Source organism: Paenibacillus sp. P4_E11, from assembly GCF_056401635.1.
The window spans coordinates 1-3,647 of the sequence record NZ_JBFUIX010000246.1; the positions used below are offsets into that span (position 1 = coordinate 1).

The 3,647-nt window shown below is 42.2% G+C and carries 5 protein-coding genes; 3 read left to right on the forward strand and 2 right to left on the reverse strand.

Annotated features, from left to right (window positions below):
- Positions 1 to 255 (reverse strand): hypothetical protein (locus tag AC1DWB_RS32155; RefSeq protein WP_477545171.1); only part of this gene is annotated, 255 nt, incomplete at its 3' end.
- A gap of 205 nt (positions 256 to 460) precedes the next feature.
- Positions 461 to 1,309, reverse strand: a complete 849-nt coding sequence (locus AC1DWB_RS32160) for a VOC family protein (RefSeq protein ID WP_477545172.1) — start codon at positions 1,307 to 1,309, stop codon at positions 461 to 463.
- Between the two features lie 292 nt (positions 1,310 to 1,601).
- On the opposite strand from AC1DWB_RS32160, the gene AC1DWB_RS32165 reads away from it, so the two are divergent.
- The 3 genes from AC1DWB_RS32165 to AC1DWB_RS32175 form a co-directional block, all read left to right on the forward strand.
- The gene (locus AC1DWB_RS32165) at positions 1,602 to 2,381 is read left to right on the forward strand and encodes a DUF817 domain-containing protein (protein ID WP_477545173.1); all 780 of its coding nucleotides are present in this window, start codon (positions 1,602 to 1,604) and stop codon (positions 2,379 to 2,381) included.
- Positions 2,378 to 2,917 (forward strand): shikimate kinase, encoded by a 540-nt coding sequence (locus AC1DWB_RS32170; protein ID WP_477545174.1) that lies wholly within the window; start codon positions 2,378 to 2,380, stop codon positions 2,915 to 2,917. The genes AC1DWB_RS32165 and AC1DWB_RS32170 overlap by 4 nt, the downstream gene beginning before the upstream one ends.
- A 174-nt stretch (positions 2,918 to 3,091) precedes the next feature.
- The coding region (locus AC1DWB_RS32175; RefSeq protein ID WP_477545175.1) for a DeoR/GlpR family DNA-binding transcription regulator at positions 3,092 to 3,647 on the forward strand (556 nt) is incomplete at its 3' end.

Genomic DNA, 3,647 nt, shown 5'->3' on the forward strand with positions numbered 1-3,647 from the left:
GACCGGGAACATCATCCCTTCGAGTATGAACCAGCCGCTGCCCGCACAAATATAGCAGATTTCAAAATAGTCGTGGTATTGCATAGGGGTATACCACTTCTCACACCAAAACTTGCTGATGTACAGAAACGTATCGTAGCTGTCCGGAAAAGGCAGGTCATACCGGATCTCTTCCGGCAAATATTTGCTCGTCTTGCTCCCAGGGGCATCCATTTTAATCGCATGATGCTTATTATATATCGGCTTAGGCTTCATCGGCTTGTTCACCCTTTATCGGACCGTAATGGGCTTGGTTAATAAATTTCTGGGTTAGGCTGACACAAAAATTTTCAGATAGAGTTGGAAGATAAATGTTCTAGTCAATCGAATCACAAACCCCGAAACGGGTGCTTCAGTCGATTCGGGATAGTATGCTTTAGGCAACGTATATTTTTAATGATTTTATTATAGTAGGAGTACGTTATACTGGTTTACAGTGACACACATTAAATCGATTTCCGTCCAAATCATAAAAATGGAATAGAACTCGCCCCTGATGCTCCACGTGCCCCCCGAATTCGCCACACTTGACACCGTTATCTCTTAGAAAACGATGATATGTAAAAAAAGCATCTCTATTTTTGACAAACATAAGCGGACGAATTGGTCCATCTTTGTCACCTGTAAATGCGTTGTTAGGAAGCTCTTCGAGAATCCAGTACATCGTCGCTTTTGGCGACATATGTTCTTGCAAGGCCATGACCAAGTAACCGTCCTCGGTATGATCCTCGACAATGCCCATGCCAATAAACTCCATGTACCACTTTGACGCCTGTCGTAGATCTCTTACACCGATTCGAATATAGGAAGGTTTAAAGATTTTATTCTTTAATGTCTCATCTTCTCTTGCAGTGAGTCTTGTTCCTTCCACAGGCTCCCAAAAATCAAAGTATTGTGTACCATTGGGGCCAACATAAATGTCAGTCACTCGAATTTCGTTTTCGCTAAAAAAGGCATGTACATTTAGTAATTTTCTTGTTCTCCAGCACCAACGGATGTTAGAATCAATATTCCTTTCTGCATAATGAAATGGAAGCTTTTCGGTAGTGAAAACGGAGTTTATCCAAGTCCCATATCCTAGATGAGACATTCTTCCCTTCACTGCTCGCTGATCCGGCCACCATGCTTCTTTTCGTTTAGCTTCCCATCCGAGAAAATTCACATACCAAGCAATAGCTTGATCGTGATTATTCCATAACACATCAATCTCTCCGCCATCATAGAACAATGCAGGCACTGATTCAGATTTCACAGTTTGAATAAATGTCATAAAACGCCGCTCCTTTATTCAGTATTGTAATAAGTATTCCTTAGGGATGCCTCTTTCTCCTCTTATATAGATGATGACAGCAATAGGGTAAAATCGGTGGGGGATTAGTGATATTAACATATTTTCATAAATTGGCCGACAAGAACAAGGAGTAACCCAAAATAAGAAATGTTAAACGATAAAATTTCTCTTTTTATATAGGGATTTCGCCTTTATTCTTGATAGAAGACAAAAGAGCAATTCCTGTTATGTGCCTGAGGGAATAAATGGCACGGGGAGGAGAAAACCATAATTGAAACCAATCATTCAACTACTGCATTTTGGCTATCATCAGGCGATGAGCTGCATATTTCCAGTTGCGATCTTTGGAACCTTAGCTCTCTCTAACGTAATAGTGGTACCTTTCATTCATCGTTATGATGCCATTCTACTTATACTGCTTGGAGTGCAATACTTCATGTACCGCAGCGGTTTAGAGACACGGGATGAAATTAAAGTAATCTGTGTATTTCACATTATTGGATTGTTGCTGGAGTTATATAAGGTATGGATGGGATCATGGTCATATCCTGAGCCTGGGTTTACAAAGTTGTTCGGTGTTCCGCTCTATAGCGGATTTATGTATGCAAGTGTAGCAAGCTATATGTGTCAGGTATGGCGGAGACTGCGGATGGACATGACCGGCTGGCCTGGGCTTAGGTATGCGGTGCTGTTAGGAGGAGCCATCTATTTCAACTTTTTCACACATCATTTTATTCCCGATTTTCGTTGGTGGTTGACGGCACTTGTGTTTATTATCTTCAGGAAAACACGGATCATATATCGGGTACGGACTACAACTTATCGAATGCCCTTAACACTCGCTTTTATCATTGTAGGTTTTTTCATCTGGTTGGCAGAAAATATAGCCACATTTTTTGATGCTTGGAAATACCCTGATCAGCAGCAAACCTGGCAACTTGTTAGTTTCAGCAAGATCAGCTCGTGGTTCCTGCTAGTAATCATTAGCGTCATCATCGTTGCCCAACTTAAAAATGTTAAAGCTAGAAGAATGGAGGCATTACAAAAGTGAGGAAGAATATGAATATAGTTCTTACAGGTATGTCTGGAGCAGGCAAAAGCACTTTAGGTGTGTTGCTTGCAAAAGCTTTAGGTATGGATTTCGTGGATACAGATCTTGTTATACAACAACATGAAGGTCGGCTGTTACAAGATATCATTGATAATGAGGGTATCGAAAAATTTCTCGAGGTCGAAGAAAAAATTGTATCTGAATTGCAACTGAAAAATAGCATTATATCTACAGGTGGAAGTGTTGTATATTCAGAAAAAGCTATGAATGTCCTTAAACAGAGCGGACAGATTATTTATTTACATGTCCCATATGAAGAAATTAAAAGGAGACTAATAAACATAACAACCAGAGGCATTGTAATAAAGAAAGGAAATAGTCTTAAGGACGTTTACGAGGAAAGAGTTCCTCTATACATGAAGTATAGTGATAAAACTCTTGATTGCTCAAATAAGGATATAGAACATTGTGTTAGTGAAATTATAAAGAAAATACAAGAAGATCATTGCGATAATTCAAACGTAAACGATAGTTGAGTGAGGAGGAGTAGTTTGCTTGAAGCTGATGCGTTCGGCATTGGGAATGGAAGATTTTTGTCGAGATTGTTCATTTGTGTTAGAATGAATGAAAAAACTTGAGGTGCAGTTATGCTTCCCCTGCAAAGAAAACAAGCGCTTTTGGACTTTTTGTCGCATCGCGGCGCGGCGACAATGAAAGAATTAAGCGACCATTTCGGGGTGTCGGAAATGACGATCAGACGCGATCTGAACACGCTGGAGCATGAGAGCCGAGTGACGCGTTCGCACGGCGGCGCGGTCTATCTCGGCGCCGTATCTTCAATCGAAGAGCCGGACGCAGCCTCCAAGCAAGCACGCAACGGCGACGTCAAAGACCGTTTGGCAGCCTATTCGGCTGAACGATTCGTGCAGGACATGGACGTGCTCATTCTGGAGAACGGAACTACCGTCTCCCGTATGACGGAGTTTCTCGGCGCTTATCCCCAACTGACCGTTTTGACGAATGGGCTCGATACGCTGAGCCTTTTCCGACCGCTCGTAACGGAAAGACGGTCGATTATTTCCTGCGGCGGCATGCTTCGCGAAGTATCGGGCACTTTCGTCGGCCCTCTCGCCGAAGAATTTTTTGGACGCTACCATGCCGACACTCTTTTTATATCCGCATTGGGTTATACGCCTGCAAATGGCTTCACCGATCCCAACCTGCTGGACACACAAGTCAAGAAAGCCATGATTCGAGCTGCCAAGA

Bases quoted from the DNA above. Each gene is read 5' to 3' on its own strand.
- AC1DWB_RS32160 (WP_477545172.1), bottom strand. From the start codon at position 1,309: ATGACATTTATTCAAACTGTGAAATCTGAATCAGTGCCTGCATTGTTC.